The sequence below is a fragment of the Hydrogenophaga palleronii genome, assembly GCF_031457455.1.
Lineage (GTDB): Bacteria > Pseudomonadota > Gammaproteobacteria > Burkholderiales > Burkholderiaceae_C > Hydrogenophaga > Hydrogenophaga palleronii_A.
The window spans coordinates 482,709-497,742 of sequence record NZ_JAVDWU010000001.1 but is presented as its reverse complement, the minus strand read 5'-3'; the positions used below and the strand labels follow the sequence as shown (position 1 = coordinate 497,742).

The following is a 15,034-nucleotide window of genomic DNA, read 5'->3' as shown; positions in this document are numbered from 1 at the left end:
ACCATGCACATCCCTTCCCTCTCCGCCGACCAGATCCGGTCGATGCTGCCGCCCGCGCTGGCCCACCGCCTGCAAGACGCGTCTGACACCCCCAGCGACGGAGGCATTGCCCGCCGCAGCTTCCTCAAGGTGGCCACCGCCTCAGGGTTCGCGCTCGGCGCCTTCCCCCTGCTGGCCAACGCCCAGCAAGATGCGGCTGCACCCGCCGCGGCCGACGGCCTCAAGCCCTCGCAACAACCGGCTGCATTCGTGCGCATCGCCAGCGACGGCGCCATCACCGTGACCATCAACCGCCTGGAATTCGGTCAGGGTGTGCACACCGGCCTGGCCATGGTGCTGGCCGAAGAGCTGGACGCCGACTGGACCCGGGTGCAGGCCGTGCACGGCAGCGCCGACATGGCCTACGCCGACCCTGCCTTTGGCCTGCACATCACCGGCGGCTCCACGTCGATGAAACATTCCTACACCCAGTACCGCGAGCTGGGCGCACGCACCCGCGCCATGCTGCTGGCGGCAGCGGCCAAACAGTGGAACGTGCCCGTCTCATCGCTGGCCGCAGAGCGCAGCGTCGTCATTGGCCCCGGCGGCAAGCGCCTCGGCTACGGCGAACTGGCCGAAGCCGCCATGCAGCAGCCTGTGCCAGCCCAGGTGACGCTCAAGGACCCTGCCCGCTTCAAGATCATCGGCCAGCCCACCACCCGGCTCGACGCCAGGGACAAATCCAGCGGCCAGCAGGACTTCGGCATCGATGTGAACCTGCCGGGCATGCTCACTGCCGTGCTGGCCCGCCCGCCGGTGTTTGGCAGCAAGGTGGCCGCGGTGGACGACGCCGCTGCCCGCGCCGTGCCCGGCGTGAAGGCGGTGCTGCGCGTGCCCCTGCACGATGGCGGCGAAGGCGTGGCCGTACTGGCCAACGGCTACTGGGCCGCCAAGCAGGGTCGCGAGGCACTGAAAGTGCAGTGGAACGACGCCGGCCGGGAAAAAGTGGACAGCACCCGCCAGCTCGCCAGCTACCGCGAGCTCGCGGCCAAGACCGGCCACATCAAGCACGACGCCGACATGGCCCCGCTGGCCAGCGCACCGCTCAAGATCAGCGCCGAATTCGTGTTCCCCTACCTCGCGCACGCGCCCATGGAACCGCTGAACTGCACCGTGCAGCTCACTGGCACAGGGGCCGACGCCAAGGCCAAGCTCTGGGTGGGCACCCAGATGCCCGGCACCGACGCTGCCGCCGCTGCGCGCGTGCTGGGTGTGAAACCCGAGAACGTGGCCCTGGAAGTGCAGATGGCGGGCGGTGGCTTTGGCCGGCGCGCCATCATCGCCAGCGACTATGTGGTGGAGGCCTGCAGCATCGCCAAGGCCGCACAGGCCGCCGGCCACAGCGCGCCGGTGCGCACACTCTGGAGCCGCGAAGACGACGTGCGTGGCGGCTACTACCGCCCCATGCACGTGCACCGCGCAGAGATCGGGTTTGACGCCGAAGGCAAGGTGCTAGCCTGGGACCATGTGATCGTTGGCCAGTCCATCATGGCCGGCACCTTCTTTGAACCCATGATGGTCCAGGGCGGCGTGGACACGACCATGGTGGAAGGCATGAAAGAGCCCTACCACGTGCCCATGCGGCTCTCCGCCCACCACCCCAAGCTCAACGTGCCGGTGCTGTGGTGGCGCAGCGTGGGATCCACCCACACCGGCTACGTGATGGAAACGCTGATCGACGACATCGCCCGCGCCACCAGACAAGACCCGGTGGCCTACCGCATGAAGCTCATGGACGCCAAGGCCACACGCCACCGCGCCGCGCTGCAACTGGCGGTCGACAAGAGCGGCTACGGCAAGAAGAAGCTGGCCGCCGGCCGCGCCTGGGGCGTGGCGGTGCACGAATCGTTCAGCTCGGTGGTGGCCTATGTGGTGGAAGCCTCGGTGGTCGACGGTGCGCCCAAGCTGCACCAGGTCACCGCCGGCGTGCACTGCAACCTGGCGGTGAATCCGAAGAGTGTGGAAGCGCAGATCCAGGGTGGCGCGCTCATGGGCCTGTCCATGTGCCTGCCGGGTGCGGCCATCACCCTGAAAGACGGCGTGGTGGAGCAGAGCAACTTCGGCGACTTCGTGGTGCCACGCATCACCGACATGCCGGCCATCGCGGTGCACATCGTGCCCAGCGCCGACGCCCCCACCGGCATGGGCGAGCCGGGCGTGCCACCGCTGGCGCCGGCCTTTGCCAACGCCATTGCGCAATTGACAGGCAAACCGCTGCGCGAACTGCCCTTCAAGATGGCATGATCGCCACCCACAGGAGCCGCCATGGAAGACCTCGACACCCGTGTATTGCGCACCGCCACCGAATGGCACGCCGCAGGCGAGCCGGTGGTGCTGGTGACCGTGGCGCGCACATGGGGCTCTTCGCCGCGTCCGCCGGGTTCGCTCATGGCCATCAACGCCAGGGGCGAAACCGTGGGTTCGGTCTCGGGCGGCTGCATTGAAGACGACCTGATCCACCGCATTCACGAAGGCGGCGTGGCCGCGGTGTGCGCCAGCGGCACGCCCACCGTGCTGCGCTACGGCATCTCTGCCGATGAGGCGCACCGCTTTGGCCTGCCCTGCGGGGGCACGGTGGAACTGGTGCTGGAGCCGGTGGCCGCCCACAGCAGGCTGCACGAGCTGTTGCAGGCCTGCCAGCAACGCCAGAGCACCGAACGCGTGCTCGACCTGAACAGTGGAGAAGTGACCCTGCGACCTGGCCAGCGCGATGGCGTGCCCCGGCTCGACGACACCCAGCTGCACACCTTTCTGGGTCCGCAGGCCAGGCTGATCGTCATCGGCGCCGGTGACCTCTCGCGCTACCTGAGCGAAATGGCGCTGAGCATGGGCTTCGAGGTGATCGTGTGCGACCCGCGTTCCGAGCAGTGCGCCACCTGGGCGCTGCCCGGCGTGCAGCTGAGCCACGAAATGCCCGACGACCTGGTGCTGCGCCTGAAACCCGACGCCCGCACCGCCGTGGTTGCACTCACCCACGACCCCAAGCTGGACGACCTGGCGCTGATCGACGCCCTGCAGTCCCAGGCCTTTTATGTGGGCGCCATCGGGTCAAGGCGCAACAGCGAACAGCGCCGCGCCCGCCTGCGCGAACACTTCGGTCTTTCTGACGAAGCTCTGCAAGCGCTGCACGGCCCGGCCGGCCTCTACATAGGCAGCAAGACCCCGGCCGAAATTGCGCTGTCCATCATGGCCGAGGTGGTGGCGGTGAAAAACGGCGTGCGACTGGACAAGCCGACGCCGGTGGCCAAGGGCAAGGCGGCAATGGCCGATTCGACTGCGCACGCCACAGGGCGCTGACGCGGCGCCCTGCCTTGATTTCAGGCTTTCAGGCCGGCACCCGCCCGAACTTGCCGCTGTTGAAGTCCGCAATCGCCTGGTGAATCTCGGCCTCGCTGTTCATCACAAACGGCCCGTAGCCCACCACCGGTTCATCGATCGGCTCGCCTGAAAGCCAGAGCACCGTGGCCTCGCCGTTGGCTTCGATGCTGACATCGCTGCCCGCCCGGTCCAGGTGCACCAGTTGGCCTTCGCGCGCCACGTGCTCCGCGTTCACCATCACCGTGCCCTTGAGCACCACCAGCGCCAGCGTGTGACCTTCGTGCGCCTTTAATTGCGAACTGCCGTTGGGCTGCAGGCGGATGTCCCACACATCAATGGGCGTGAAGGTGCGTGCCGGCCCATGGTGCCCGTCAAACGACCCCGCAATCACGCGCACACGGCCTGCCCCGTCTGGCAAGTCCACCGATGGGATCTGGGCGTCCAGCAGCGTCTGGTAGCCCGCTGGCGCCAGCTTGTCTTTGGCGGGCAGGTTCACCCACAGCTGCACCATTTCCATCGTTCCGCCACTCTCAGTGAACGCTCGCGAATGGAATTCTTCGTGCACGATCCCGCCGGCCGCCGTCATCCACTGCACGTCACCAGCACCAATTTTCCCGCCAGCACCGGTGGAATCGCGGTGTTCCAGCTCGCCCTGGTAGACGATGGTCACGGTCTCGAACCCGCGGTGCGGGTGCTGCCCCACGCCGCGTGGGCGAGCCGCCGGTTCAAAGTGTGTGGGTGCGGCGTGGTCGAGCATCAGGAACGGGCTGAGCTGCAGGCCCAGGCCGTCGTAGCTGAACAGTGAGCGCACAGGGAAACCGTCACCCACCCAGTGGCGGGGCGGCGCATTGTGAACACCAAGCACTTTTTTCATGAGAACTCCTTGAAACGGCCAGACGCCAGACGCGCGTCAAAACCCGTAGATAGAGCATATGGGGATGGCGAAAAATCCGGTAGTGGGCAAAGATCGCACTCAGCGTTCCATTTTCAGAACGAACAATGCTCTCACCGCTGCCAGACCACCAAGCTGGCGTTGCCTCATGGCCTTCGAGCAGTACATTGCTCGCTACCCCTGTCTTGCCTCTGGTACCTCTTAGCACCTCACCCCATGAACCGTCAACTCATCAGCTCCGGCTCCACCTTTGAAACCCAGATCGGCTACAGCCGCGCCATGGTCGCCGGCCCCTGGGTGTTTGTCTCCGGCACCACCGGGTTCAACTACACCAACATGACCATCTCGGACGACGTCGTCGAGCAGGCCGAACAATGTATGAAGAACATCGAAGCCGCCCTCACCCAGGCCGGTGCACGCTGGTCTGACGTGGTGCGGGTGACCTACGTGCTGCCAGACGCCAGCGAGTTCGAAGCCTGCTGGCCGGTGCTGCGCAAGTACCTGGGCGAGGTGCGCCCGGCGGCCATGATGATCTCGGCCAGCCTGCTTGATCCGCGCATGAAGATCGAAGTGGAAGTGACCGCGTTGAAGGCGGGTTGAGCCAATTCTGCGGCCTCGCCCTGCGGACCGTCACCGCATGCTGGCCCCGGATACAGTTGCCATGCGCTTGGCGCTCACTGGAACACCTTCGCCCTGTGGGCTGCGGTGCGAGCTTGCTTGGGAACGGCCCGGTGCGGCGCTCATGGCTGTCGGGGCTTCATGCGTTCGCGCAGCCATTGCGCCAATTCATCTTCAGACACTTCGCCTGCGGCGACCGATCCACCAAGCGGTGCGCCACCTGGAAGCCCGGGCGCGGTGGATCTGAAGCAACGGCGGGGGAGGCTGTGCGGATGGATTGGTTGATGGCGAAAGACCATGAGGACGCTCACGCAAATGCAACGAAAAGGCGACAGCGGTCCACCGCTTTTGCCATCGAATTTCCTGTCAACCAATGTCGTCTGGTAGACCCACATTCATGCGATTCAGCGGCGCCATAAAGACCTGGAACGATGACCGAGGCTTTGGATTCATCGAAGCCGATCAAGGTGGGCAAGAGGTATTCGTCCACATCAAGGCTTTTTCGTCCCGCGCTGGCCGGCCACAACTCAACCAGCGGGTCACTTTCGAAGTCGAACTCAACCGTGACGGGAAAAAGCGGGCGAAGAATGTCGAAGTTGCCAAGCCAGCCCGGCTCACAAAGGCCAGGCAGTCCCACCCATCTGCACAATGGGGAACCGCGAGCATGTTTGCGATCCTGGCGTTCGGCATCGTGTACTTGGCTGTTGCCTTCGTATGGAGTGTTCCCGGCTGGATGGCGATGGGTTACATCATTGCCAGCATCGTCTGCTTCGGCGCATACGCTGCAGACAAGTCAGCAGCCGTCTCGGGCGGCTGGCGCATTTCAGAACGAAATCTGCTCTTGCTCGGCCTGGCTGGCGGTTGGCCAGGAGCGATCGTTGCCCAGCAGTTCCTGCGACACAAGTCGAGCAAGGCTTCATTTCGCTCGGCGTTTTGGGCCACCGTTGTGTTGAACATCGCAGGCTTCATTGCCATCAACTCGCCCTTTGTTTAATCCGTCCCCAGCGTGGATGAATCCGATGGTCTGGCAGATTTGGGTGCACTGCGCCGCTACCCGAGGCCGATGCGCCCACTTCAATCCGTTTCAATAAGGTCACACACAAAATGAATACCGTGCACCTCCGACTAGCGACCCAAAGCGATTTGCCTTACTTGACGCAAATCGAAGCTGAAGCCGAGAAGCTGTTCCCGCCAGAAGTGTTGCCACCGCATCTTGCTTCGTCCACTTCTCCCGAAATGCTGGCTGGTTTTCTCGCCGCTGTGCTGCTGTGGGTCGCGGAAGATGAGACCTCCGGCGTGGTCGGATTCGCTGCCGCAGAGCAGATCGGAGACAGCCTGCACATTGTGGAAATGGATGTTTTGCCCAGCCACGGCAAGCAAGGCGTTGGCGCACAACTACTTCAATTGGTGTGCTCTGCAGCCAGAGAGCGAGGTTGCCACCACGTCACGCTCACCACGTTTGCCCACATTCCGTGGAACGCGCCGTTCTATGCCAAGCACGAGTTCAAAGAAGTTTTGTTGTTCAGTGGGGTCGAGCATCTGCTGAGAAGGCTGCAGCTTGAGCGGGAGAGCGGGCTTGCGCATCGTGTAGCCATGGCCAAGAGTGTGAGCAAGAATGGCAGACCCGTCTGTTGACCTTGAGGCGGCATCTCAAACCTATCCCCATCCTGTGGACTCTAGGGAACGCCGGCTCATGCTGCGCTTGTGCAGCACCTTGGGTGGTGCTGCGCGGCACTGGCCGCTCATGCGCCCGGCCGTGTCGAGCCTGATGCACAGCGCCGACCTCTGCCGGCGCTGACGCCTTCAACTGGCGAAGGTCAAGCCTTCTTGACGTAAGCGCTACACCACCCCTTCGCGGTCACATGCTTGCCAGGGAAGATTCCGCAGGGACCGGTGGCCTCGCCGGCCTTGCCCGTGTAGAGCGTGCAGTTGGAGCACAACTGGGTGGCTGCATGTTTGGGGTACTTCTTGCCGTCAACCTTGGTGCTGTCAGCGGCATAGCCCAGCGCCATGGCCTGGGCATTTTTTTCATCGACCAGAGGGGCCGCCTGTGCATGTGCCGCGCCGGCCATCAACACCGAGCCGCCAGCGGCGAATTGCATCAGAAAAATACGACGATTTGAACCGTTCATTTGAAGTCTCGTGGGGAATTGCAGGATTGCAGATTCATGCTATGCCAGCGACCCTCTCTGCGGCTTGACAACCATCAAGCACTTTCATGCCAGCGCCGGATAGGGCTTGTCTGCCCGGCGCATGCCGCCGATGCGTACACTTGCCGGAAAAATTCCGGTTCCATGACTCCTCAAGACTACGTCCAGCAAAAGGCCGCCGCCTCGGGCAGCAGCTTCTACTACGCGTTCCTGTTCCTGCCGCCGGAACGGCGCGCGGCGATCACCGCTTTCTATGCATTTTGCAGGGAGGTGGACGATGTCGTCGATGAAGTCAGAGACCCCGACGTGGCCCAGACCAAACTGGCCTGGTGGCGCCGCGAGGTGGCGCAGGCCTACGCTGGCGAACGCAACCACCCGGTAATGCAGGCGCTGATGCCCCATACCGCCACGTTCGGCATCGAGGCCCGGCACTTGCTGGCCGTGATCGACGGCTGTCAGATGGACCTGGAACAGAACCGCTACCTGGATTTCGCCAACCTGCAGCAGTACTGCCACTTGGTGGCCGGCGTGGTGGGCGAGGTGGCGGCCCGCATTTTTGGGCAGACGCAGGAACAGACCACCACCTACGCCCACCGGTTGGGCCTGGCATTCCAGCTGACCAACATCATCCGCGACGTGGGCGAAGATGCCGCCCGCGGACGCATCTACCTGCCGGTCAACGAACTCCAGCGCTTTGATGTGAAGGCCCACGAACTGCTCAAACGCAGTGCCGCACCCGGCACCGACCCGGCCGATTTCGAACGCCGTTTCACCGCCCTCATGCGGTTCCAGTGCGAGCGCGCACTGCAGACCTACGACGAGGCGCTGGCCCTGCTGCCCGAAGCCGATCGACGCCCGCAGAAGCCTGGCCTGATGATGGCCAGCATCTACCGTACCCTGCTCAAGGAAATCGCCAGCGAGCCACTGCTGGTGCTGACCCAGCGGGTCAGCCTCACGCCCCTGCGCAAGTTCTGGCTGGCCTGGCGGGTGCAGGCGCTGGGCCGGCTTTGACCACCGGCCATCTCAACACATGCCACGCAGGTCCACCGCCGCTCCAAACGCGAAGCCATCGCCGCAGAACGCCGCCGCTGCCAAGGTACGACAGTGGTCGACTTGAAACCATGATCACTGCCCCATGAAAGTGGCCATCGTGGGCGCTGGGTGGGCCGGCATGGCGGCGGCTGTCACAGTTGCGGAGCGTGGCAGTGAGGTCACCGTGTTCGAGGCCGCCCGCACACTGGGCGGGCGGGCACGCGCGATGGCGGCTCAGCGGCCAGACGGCGTTCCGCTGACGCTGGACAACGGCCAGCACATCCTGATCGGCGCCTACACCGACAGCCTGGCCTTGATGGAGCGTGTGGGGGTGAACCTGGCCGAGGCCTTGTGGGCAATGCCGCTGGCCTTGCCCTACCCTGACGGACAAGGGCTGCAGACGCCGCGCTGGGCAGCGAACTGGCCCGCGCCGCTGGACGCGCTGGCCGCCATTGCCACGGCCAGGGGTTGGAGCTGGTCAGAACGCCTGGCGCTGGTACGCACCTCGCTGGCTTGGCGAGCAGCCGGTTTCCGGTGCCCGCCGTCAACAACGGTCAGTGAGCTCTGCGCGCGTCTGCCTCGCCGGGTGATGGCCGAACTGATCGAGCCGCTGTGCGTCTCGGCGCTGAACACGCCTGCCTCGCAGTCCAGCGCGCAAGTGTTTCTGCGCGTCATGCGTGATGCCCTGTTCGGAAAAGGCCACGGATCCATGGGCGCCTCGAACCTGCTGCTGCCAAGGGTGGACTTGTCCATGGCTTTTCCGCAAACAGCGCAGCGGTGGCTCGGCCTTCACCACCCAAAAACGACGTGCGTGCACGCGGGCACCCGGGTGATCGCGCTGCACCCTGCGTCTGATGGCTGGGTTCTGCAGGTGGAGCGCCAGGGTGCCCTCAGCGAGGAGCGATTTGATCAGGTCATCTGGGCGACGGCTGCGACGCCTGCGGCACAGGCCATGCGCAGAGCCGCTGACGAGGCCCAAGCCCGCTCGCTGCACGGTAATGTCGCCCAGCAACTCCGTGCATGGGCTTCTGTCACGCAGGCCCTGAATTTCACCGCCATCACCACCGTCTACGCCTGGTCCGAAGGTGTGCACTTGCCCGCTCCCCTGCTGGCTTTGCGGGCCGAGCCAGACGCACACAGCGCACCGGCCCAGTTTGTGTTCGACCGGGGTCAACTCCAGCCCAACGAACCCGGCAACCACGGCGTACTGGCCTTCGTGGTGAGTGCCAGCGTGGGCGATCGCGACGACCTGCAATCGCGGGTGTTGCAGCAAGCCGCGCGCCAACTGGGCCTGGACTCGCTGCAGCCGATTCAAACGGTGGTCGAAAAAAGGGCCACCTTCGCCTGCACGCCCGAGTTGCAAAGGCCACCGCTTTGCATCGCACCCGCGCTTTGGGCCGCTGGCGACTATGTGGAGGGCCCCTACCCTGCGACGCTGGAAGGCGCTGTGCGCAGCGGAGTGGCTGTGGCACAAGCCCTTTGACAGCGGCCAACGCCGAACTCCCGAAACGTTTTTGCCGCTGCCTGCGCTGATCGGGCAGGGGCTTAACGGGGCTTGAAACGAATCGCCTGCCAAAATGTCACTGACTCGGGAACCTCCAGGCACGCAAGCCTTCTGACCCGGGTCACAACTTTTAACTTGGAACGAGGAGTTTTTACGCATGCTTGGAGCACCCACCGCACGCCATTTCGTGATCGCCGCCAGCCTATGCCTGGCCACCCTTTCCAGCGCCATGGCCCAGAACATGGTGAGCGTCAAGGGCAGCACGCTGAACATGCGCTCGGGGCCCGGCACCCATAACGATATTTTGTGGGAGCTCAAGAAAGGCTACCCACTGCAAGTGGTCAAGCGGCAGAACAAGTGGCTGCAGGTGAAGGACTTTGAAGGCGACACCGGCTGGGTGGCCGGCTCGCTCACCAGCAGCAAGCCGCACCACATTGTGAAGCGGCCCACTGCCAATGTCCGCAGTGGGCCCGGCACGCAGCACCGCATCGTTGGAAAGGCCGTCTATGGCGAGGTCGTTCGCACGCGCGAGAAGCGCGGCAAGTGGGTCCGCGTCGAACGCAGCGACGCACCCAACGGCTGGATCGCCAAGAGCCTGCTCTGGGGTTGGTGAGTTCGGTGGCATGGAGGCGCGGTCTCCGGCCGCGCGCTCATCAAAGCGCTGCCTTCAGCTTGTCGGCCACCTCATGGGTGACCCACGCGTTCCACACCTCCGGCTGGGTTTTCAGAAAATGCTTCGCAGTCTCTTCGCTTGATGCCTGGTTTTCATGCTTCCAGGCCAGCAAGGCATTCACCGTGCGGTTGTCCCAGCCGCGCGCTTCCAGGTACCGTACAGCGGGTCCGTCCTCCTTGTAGAAGCGGTCCGTCATCACGGTGAACACCTCTGCTTGTGCCCACTCGTTTTTCACCGGGTTGTCGCACCCGGCCACGGCGTTGCACATCTCCCAAGCCTCCTGATCGTGCGGCACACCGGCTTCAAGCCTGACCATCTCAAACCGACCAAGCACCGACGTGGGTGACCAGTAGTAGCCCAGCCAGCCGGTCTTGTTTTCAAAGGCCTTGGCAATCGAGTCGTCAAGTTCGCTGGCCGAAGCCACGTCGACCAGCTCAAACCCCTTGTCTGCAGCGCCCCAGGCCTTGAACGCGTGCTCCGTGGGAACGCGGCAGTGCCAACCCGCAGGGCAGTTGTGAACAGCCCCCCGCTTGGGGTCTGTGGCAGAGGGGAACAGGTCGGGGTGTTTCAGCGCATCGTCGATCGTCTTGATTTCGGGATGCGCCTCAGCCACGTATTTCGGTATCCACCAACCTTCCACCCCACCGTCCAGCAAGGCCCTGGCGCCAAAATGCAGGCGGCCTTCCTGCATGGCCGCCGTCAGGGGTTGCCGGGCGGCATTGATCCAGCCTTCGGGCGCCACGTCGGGCTCGCCGGTTTCCATCATGGAGTTGAACGTGGGCATCGTGTCGCCCGGCACCAGCTCCACTTCGCACCCATACGCATGCGTCAGCACCAGCCGGTCCACCTGAGCCAGCACTTCGGCCGACTCCCAGCCCATGTTCGCCACCGTCACCTTGCCACAGGCTTGCTCGGCCGCCACCTCGGCCGCAGGTGTGGGCTGCGCCTTGTCCTCGGTCTTGCCACAGGCGGCCAGCATCAGCAGCGCCATGATGGCGGGCAGAGTCAGGTGAGACGGTTTGTGCATGGGTGTCCTCCAGGTTGGGGTGAATGGGGTCGCGCGCGGTCCTCGAGAACCCGACCAACCTGAAAAGTCCGAACGCTGCTGCAAACCTGGTGACCAGCCGCTCAACCACCGGTAGCCGGGTTGAACTCACTGACTATACGTTTTGGCCGTCGCAGAGCGCAACTGGCCCGGCTCAAGTGCAGACTTCAGCGGACATCACCACCGCCCTTTTCGGCCCTTTACGCCTTTTACCGCCCACCCGATCAGGCTTCTCCGAACGCGTGGATCGCCCGATACGCCGGCCGCTGCACACAACGCATCAACCACGCGCGGGTGAACGGATGGGCCGCCATCAGACCGCGGGCAGGACGCGCCCAGTTCAGCACGCTGGCCACACACACATCGGCCACCGTGAAGCGTGTCGCTGCCAGATAGCCTTGCCCTTGATCATGCTGACGCTGCAGGTGCTGCTCAATCACCTTGAACGGCACGGCGAGGCGGCGTTCAGCCGCTGCGGCCAGTTCAGGCTTGCGGCGCCCGGCGGGCATGGCCATCCGGTGCATCAACACCGTGAGCGCATCGGCTTCTGCTTCGGTCACGGCCCAGAAGCTCCAGCGCAGCGCCTCAGCATCTTCCCTCGGGTTGGCAGGCGTGATGCTCGCCCCGTCGGGCCGCCCATGGTGGCGGGCCAGGTAGAGCGCGCAGGCCATGCTCTCCCACACCACGGTTTCTCCGCCCTCTTCGGGTGAGCGCTGGTCCACCACCACGGGAATATGGCCGTTGGCATTGATCGCCAGGAACGCGGGCGTGCGCGTTGCGCCACCGGCGTAGGGTGTGGTCACGTGCTTGAAAGCCAGACCGAGTTCAGTGGCAGCCCAAAGTGGCCGGCTGGCACGAGAGGCGGCAATGCCGTAAATCGTCAGGCTCATGGTTCAGGTGAAATCCGGGCAGGCGGCCGCTTTACTTGCCCAGCGCAAGGCACAACGCCGCCAGATCCTTCACGGTCAAATGCGGTTGCAGCGGCGCATGGCTCCAGGCCTGCCCCTCGCGGTTGAGCCAGGCCATCTGCATGCCCGCCTGCAAGGCACCCACGCCGTCGAGGTGCGGATCGTCACCCACATGCAGCACCTCTGAAGCGTCAACACCGGCAGCCTCAGCGGCCGCAAGAAAGATCCGCGCATCTGGCTTGCCCACCCCAAACTCACGCGCACTGAAAGCCGCCCGGAAATGTGCGCCCAGCCCGATGCGGTGCACATCGGCATTACCGTTGGACACCGCCACCACCGGAAAACGGCTGGCGAGCCACTCCAGCGCCGGCAAGGCGTCTTCATACAAGTCCACCCGTTGGCGCTCCGCGAAAAAGACCTCGAACGCGGCTTCGGCCAGGGTCGTGTCGTCCCCCGCGCACTGCAACATCAGGCGAATGGACTCCAGCCGCAACGCGCTCATGTCGTGTGCCAGGTCCGGGCGGGTCGTTCCCATGTGGTTGCGCACCGAGCGGATCACACCCGGTGTGGCGCCCCAGGCGGCGGTGGCGGGGGCATGTTCGGTCAGCCAGGCATGCAGCGCGGCCTCTGCGCGCTCGATGGTGGGCCAGATCGGCCACAACGTGTCGTCCAGATCGAGCGTGATCGCACGGATGCGGTCCGGGTCCAGACCGGTGTCTTTGGCGGTGCGACGGGACACAAAGAAAGGGGTTTTCATGGCTCAGCGAGAATAGCGCATGCCATTCCAGCCCGAACCCTCCTACTCGCATGGTCAGGCCGCCCGAACGGCCATCGTGCTGTGCAACCTGGGCACCCCCGACGAACCCACAGCCCCTGCCCTGCGCCGGTACCTCAGCGAATTCCTGGGGGACCACCGTGTGGTCGAGATCCCCAAAGCAGTCTGGTGGCTGATCCTGCACGGCATCATCTTGCGCGTGCGCCCGAAAAAGTCGGCAGCCAAGTACGCCAGCATCTGGACACCCGAGGGTTCGCCATTGAAGGTGTGGACCGAGAAACAGGCCACCTTGCTGCGAGGCTACCTGGGCGAACGCGGCCACCAGGTCAGCGTGCGCTACGCCATGCGCTACGGCAACCCGTCCATTCCGGCGGTGCTGGACGAACTCAAAAAAGAGGGCATGACGCGCGTGCTCATTCTGTCCGCCTACCCGCAGTACAGCGGTACCACCACCGCCAGCGTGTTCGACGCGGCCGTGCAGTGGGGCATGAAGCGCCGCCACTTGCCCGAATTCCGCTTCGTCAACCGTTATCACGACGACCCGGGCTACATCGAGGCGCTGGCCAAGCGGGTGCGGGCGCACTGGATGCACCACGGGCAGGCCGAGCAGCTCGTCATGAGCTTCCATGGCGTGCCCGAGCGCACCCTGACACTGGGCGACCCTTACCACTGTGAGTGCCACAAGACCGCGCGCCTGCTGGCTGAACGGCTGGGTCTGCCCAAGGACCGCTACAAGCTCACATTCCAGTCGCGCTTCGGCAAAGCCAAGTGGCTGGAGCCCTACACCGAGCCCACGCTGATCGCCATGGGCAAACAAGGCGTCAAAACGGTGGATGTAATCTGCCCGGGTTTCACCAGCGACTGCCTGGAAACGCTGGAAGAAATCCGCATGGAAGCCCGCGAAGCCTTTCTGCATGCGGGTGGTGAACAGTTTCACTACATCGACTGCCTCAACGACAGCCCCGACTGGATCCGGGCGCTGGCCGATCTGACCGAGCGGCACCTGCAGGGTTGGCCAACGAAACAGGCCGACGACCCCATGGCACTCAAGGACAGCCGCGAGCGTGCACTGGCGTTGGGCGCCAAGGATTGAGCGCACCTCGCTCCGTCCAACCCACTCAACGCCGGCGCTGTTCAGTGCCCGATCGGCAAAGGACGCTCGCCAGACGCAGCGCCCTGTTCCAGCAAGGCATGCAACTCGGCAGGCTGGACCTGCCCGTCCGCTAGGAAGCGCTGCACCAGATCCAGCTGTTCGGGCACATTGAGCGCTGGCGCGTGTCCACAACCTGCAATGGTGATCACCAGCGCACGCGGGCCTCGGTCGCGCATGGCCTCGGCGGTGTCTGACAGCAGCAGATCGGATTCGGCACCGCGCAGGCACAGCACCGGCACATCGATGCGGTCGTAGGTGTCCCACAGGTCGTAATCGGCCGGGTGGTGCACGAACTGCTGCACCATGGCGGGGTCGTAGTGAGGCGTCACACGGCCGTCGGGCAGGCGGCGGGCAGAACTTTCGGTGAGCAGGATCCATTGCGCATCGGTGAGGAAGCCGTAAGGCTTGTACACGGTGCGAAAGTACTGCTCCAGCTCACCCACTGTGGCAAACGCGGCCGGATGCCCGGCATAACTGCGGATACGCTCCACCGCTGCCTCGGCCAGTTTGGGGCCAATGTCGTTGAGCACCAGTCGCTGGATGCGACCATGCAAGAGGCCAGCGGCGCACACCATGCCGATGGCGCCGCCCATCGACGTGCCCACCCATAAAAATCGCTCCAGCTTCAACTGGTCCACCAGGGCCGTGGCAATGCGGGCGTAGAAATCCAGACAGTATTCGGCTTGCGGGTCCGGGCTCCACTGGCTCAGCCCGCGCCCGATGGTATCGGGACAGATCACCCGGTAACCCAGTGCGGTGAGATGGGCCGCCAACGGGTCCATGTCGCGCCCGGTACGTGCCAGGCCGTGCCAGGCCACCACGGTCGATCCGTTGGGGGTGGCGGGCGCCCAGTCCATGAAGTGGATTTCGCGGCCTTCGCACGCAAGGTAGCGCGATTGGACAATGGCTGATGTGGTCATGTGAACC

General features: G+C 64.6%; 15 protein-coding genes. 9 read left to right on the top strand and 6 right to left on the bottom strand.

The window, feature by feature from the left end; all coding sequences use genetic code 11:
- Positions 1-3: 3 nt before the first annotated feature.
- Positions 4-2,283: a xanthine dehydrogenase family protein molybdopterin-binding subunit gene (locus tag J2W49_RS02330; RefSeq protein WP_405000969.1), complete on the top strand. Its 2,280-nt coding sequence runs from the start codon at positions 4-6 to the stop codon at positions 2,281-2,283.
- 21 nt (positions 2,284-2,304) lie between these two features.
- Positions 2,305-3,336, top strand: coding sequence for an XdhC family protein (locus J2W49_RS02325; protein ID WP_310311214.1), 1,032 nt, complete (start codon positions 2,305-2,307; stop codon positions 3,334-3,336).
- A gap of 28 nt (positions 3,337-3,364) precedes the next feature.
- Here J2W49_RS02325 and J2W49_RS02320 read toward each other — a convergent pair whose 3' ends face one another.
- Positions 3,365-4,231: a pirin family protein gene (locus J2W49_RS02320; protein WP_310311212.1), complete on the bottom strand. Its 867-nt coding sequence runs from the start codon at positions 4,229-4,231 to the stop codon at positions 3,365-3,367.
- A 234-nt stretch (positions 4,232-4,465) separates the two neighbouring features.
- On the opposite strand from J2W49_RS02320, the gene J2W49_RS02315 reads away from it, so the two are divergent.
- The 3 genes from J2W49_RS02315 (at position 4,466) to J2W49_RS02305 (ending at position 6,502) form a co-directional block, all read left to right on the top strand.
- A complete protein-coding gene (locus tag J2W49_RS02315) occupies positions 4,466-4,849 on the top strand; it encodes a RidA family protein (protein ID WP_310311211.1) in 384 nt (127 codons plus the stop codon).
- 415 nt (positions 4,850-5,264) lie between these two features.
- Complete coding sequence (locus J2W49_RS02310; RefSeq protein WP_310311210.1) at positions 5,265-5,861, top strand: DUF1294 domain-containing protein; 597 nt, start codon at positions 5,265-5,267, stop codon at positions 5,859-5,861.
- A gap of 110 nt (positions 5,862-5,971) precedes the next feature.
- Positions 5,972-6,502 (top strand): GNAT family N-acetyltransferase, encoded by a 531-nt coding sequence (locus J2W49_RS02305; RefSeq protein ID WP_310311209.1) that lies wholly within the window; start codon positions 5,972-5,974, stop codon positions 6,500-6,502.
- 182 nt (positions 6,503-6,684) lie between these two features.
- On the opposite strand, the gene J2W49_RS02300 is transcribed toward J2W49_RS02305, so the two are convergent.
- Positions 6,685-6,969 (bottom strand): high-potential iron-sulfur protein, encoded by a 285-nt coding sequence (locus J2W49_RS02300; protein WP_310311208.1) that lies wholly within the window; start codon positions 6,967-6,969, stop codon positions 6,685-6,687.
- Positions 6,970-7,161: 192 nt separating this feature from the next.
- On the opposite strand from J2W49_RS02300, the gene hpnD reads away from it, so the two are divergent.
- The 3 genes from hpnD (at position 7,162) to J2W49_RS02285 (ending at position 10,166) form a co-directional block, all read left to right on the top strand.
- Positions 7,162-8,028 carry a presqualene diphosphate synthase HpnD gene (gene hpnD, locus J2W49_RS02295; RefSeq protein WP_310311207.1) on the top strand — a complete coding sequence of 289 codons (867 nt, stop codon included), beginning with the start codon at positions 7,162-7,164 and terminating at the stop codon, positions 8,026-8,028.
- A 124-nt stretch (positions 8,029-8,152) separates the two neighbouring features.
- Positions 8,153-9,532, top strand: a complete 1,380-nt coding sequence (gene hpnE / locus J2W49_RS02290) for a hydroxysqualene dehydroxylase HpnE (protein ID WP_310311206.1) — start codon at positions 8,153-8,155, stop codon at positions 9,530-9,532.
- A gap of 178 nt (positions 9,533-9,710) precedes the next feature.
- Entirely contained in the window at positions 9,711-10,166 is a 456-nt protein-coding gene (locus tag J2W49_RS02285; protein ID WP_310311205.1) for an SH3 domain-containing protein, read from the top strand.
- Between the two features lie 40 nt (positions 10,167-10,206).
- Here the strand turns inward: J2W49_RS02285 and J2W49_RS02280 are convergent, their stop codons facing one another.
- From J2W49_RS02280 to J2W49_RS02270, 3 genes are all read right to left on the bottom strand, one after another.
- A complete protein-coding gene (locus tag J2W49_RS02280; protein ID WP_310311204.1) occupies positions 10,207-11,253 on the bottom strand; it encodes a glycine betaine ABC transporter substrate-binding protein in 1,047 nt (348 codons plus the stop codon).
- A gap of 242 nt (positions 11,254-11,495) precedes the next feature.
- Positions 11,496-12,161 (bottom strand): glutathione S-transferase family protein, encoded by a 666-nt coding sequence (locus tag J2W49_RS02275; protein ID WP_310311202.1) that lies wholly within the window; start codon positions 12,159-12,161, stop codon positions 11,496-11,498.
- 31 nt (positions 12,162-12,192) lie between these two features.
- Positions 12,193-12,936 (bottom strand): HAD family hydrolase, encoded by a 744-nt coding sequence (locus J2W49_RS02270; protein ID WP_310311201.1) that lies wholly within the window; start codon positions 12,934-12,936, stop codon positions 12,193-12,195.
- A 19-nt stretch (positions 12,937-12,955) separates the two neighbouring features.
- On the opposite strand from J2W49_RS02270, the gene hemH reads away from it, so the two are divergent.
- Complete coding sequence (hemH, locus tag J2W49_RS02265) at positions 12,956-14,047, top strand: ferrochelatase (RefSeq protein ID WP_310311199.1); 1,092 nt, start codon at positions 12,956-12,958, stop codon at positions 14,045-14,047.
- Between the two features lie 41 nt (positions 14,048-14,088).
- On the opposite strand, the gene J2W49_RS02260 is transcribed toward hemH, so the two are convergent.
- The gene (locus J2W49_RS02260; protein ID WP_310311197.1) at positions 14,089-15,027 is read right to left on the bottom strand and encodes an alpha/beta fold hydrolase; all 939 of its coding nucleotides are present in this window, start codon (positions 15,025-15,027) and stop codon (positions 14,089-14,091) included.
- Positions 15,028-15,034 lie beyond the last annotated feature (7 nt).